This is a genomic window from Cutibacterium porci, assembly GCF_009696315.1.
Classification (GTDB): domain Bacteria; phylum Actinomycetota; class Actinomycetes; order Propionibacteriales; family Propionibacteriaceae; genus Cutibacterium; species Cutibacterium porci.
The window spans coordinates 1-1,030 of sequence record NZ_VUMG01000018.1 but is presented as its reverse complement, the minus strand read 5'-3'; the positions used below and the strand labels follow the sequence as shown (position 1 = coordinate 1,030).

At 26.9% G+C, this 1,030-nt stretch carries 3 protein-coding genes; 1 reads left to right on the top strand and 2 read right to left on the bottom strand.

Annotation, left to right across the window (positions count from 1 at the left end; all coding sequences use genetic code 11):
* Positions 1–231: hypothetical protein (locus tag FYJ43_RS11955; RefSeq protein ID WP_229771774.1), on the bottom strand; the 231-nt coding region annotated here is incomplete at its 3' end.
* Between the two features lie 13 nt (positions 232–244).
* Positions 245–646, bottom strand: a complete 402-nt coding sequence (gene tnpA / locus FYJ43_RS11950; RefSeq protein WP_154565194.1) for an IS200/IS605 family transposase — start codon at positions 644–646, stop codon at positions 245–247.
* Positions 647–734: 88 nt separating this feature from the next.
* Here tnpA and FYJ43_RS11945 point away from each other — a divergent pair.
* The coding region (locus tag FYJ43_RS11945) for a hypothetical protein (protein WP_229771773.1) at positions 735–1,030 on the top strand (296 nt) is incomplete at its 3' end.

Below are 1,030 nucleotides of genomic sequence, written 5' to 3'. Positions count from 1 at the left end.
CAAACCATATTTTTTATTTAATTTGTTAAATTCCTTATTTCTATCCTTATCCTTTGGCATTTCCAACACTTTATTATATTCTTTTCTTTGAGTCATAGTATTGTATCTTTTATATAACTCTCCTAAACAAGCATTGTATATTTGTCTACCTATATTAAATCTCTTGTCTAATATATCTTCTTGCCATTTTTCAGTTTTGAGTTCTAAGGTTAAAACAAAGTTTGACATCATATCCACCTCCTAATTAATAACGTTTCTTTTGGTTTTCTACATATTTTTTAATTGTTTCACTAGATACATTTCCAGCAGTTGACACAAAAAAACTTCTAGTCCATAGACTTGGCATTTTACTCAATTCTTCAAATTCATTTCTGATTATTTTACTACTCACTCCTTTTATTTTATTCATTACATCTGATGGACTTAATTTTGGTGGACAATTTAAAAATATATGTGTATGATCTCTATCACATTCTATTGCTATTATCTGTATATTATTTTCGCCACATACATCTTTTACTATTTCCTTAAATCTTATTTCAACATCTGAAATATCAAATATTTTCCTTCTGTATCTAGGGCAAAATACGAAATGATAATTAATTAATGATACTGTTGTTTTAGTTCTTCTATATTTATTTTCCATACTTGTATCGTATCACATTTTGTGTACGTTGCCAAATTATACATACACATAGTTTTATATTTGGGCTATCCATCCCACACCTAAAGAAGTGGGCTTTTCGCCCCTTGCTGTAATAAAGGATTTGAGAAAATTGAACTTCTCTATAAATCAGATAAAAGCCTATTTAGAAGATAGAAATATAAATACAACTATTGAACTAATGGAAAAAGAAATCGATTTAATAGAAAAAGAAATCATGCCTTTAGTACTACTAAAAAAAGATTTAGAAAAAAAGGATAAAGTACTTAAAGACTTTCAAAAAATAGATGATTATGAAAAGATAAAAATAGAAAAGATAGCAGCAAGAAAGATTATCTTCATAGAAGAATCTATGTCTAAAGAAGA

Excerpts from the sequence above, each read along its gene's own strand:
- tnpA (WP_154565194.1), bottom strand. The coding sequence starts at position 646 with ATGGAAAATAAATATAGAAGAACTAAAACAACAGTATCATTAATTAAT.